The organism is Mesorhizobium sanjuanii (assembly GCF_002529485.1).
Classification (GTDB): Bacteria; Pseudomonadota; Alphaproteobacteria; order Rhizobiales; family Rhizobiaceae; genus Mesorhizobium; species Mesorhizobium sanjuanii.
On sequence record NZ_NWQG01000340.1, the window covers coordinates 1 to 251 of the forward strand.

The following is a 251-nucleotide window of genomic DNA, read 5'->3' on the forward strand; positions in this document are numbered from 1 at the left end:
GATGCCGACAGTGGCGATGCCGCCTTCGACGCGGAGCCATTCGTGGTCTTCGGTGAAATAGGTCTTTGCCATGGGACTTATCCTTTGCGGTAGTGATGAGGAGTGAAGGGCAGGGGATCGATATCGATCGGAATTTTCGTCCCGCGCACATCGGCAAGCAGTTTTGCTCCGGGCTTGGCCAGCGCCGTCGAGACGTAGCCCATGGCAACCGGGTGACCGGCCGAGGGGCCGAAGCCGCCCGAGGTGACATG

The 251-nt window shown here is 61.4% G+C and carries 1 protein-coding gene and 1 pseudogene; both read right to left on the minus strand.

Going from position 1 to position 251, the window contains the following annotated elements:
- Positions 1–72, minus strand: a pseudogene (locus tag CN311_RS33610) (glycine cleavage system protein H); the annotation flags it as partial.
- Positions 73–77: 5 nt separating this feature from the next.
- Positions 78–251 (minus strand): glycine cleavage T C-terminal barrel domain-containing protein (locus CN311_RS31780; protein WP_280954060.1); only part of this gene is annotated, 174 nt, incomplete at its 5' end.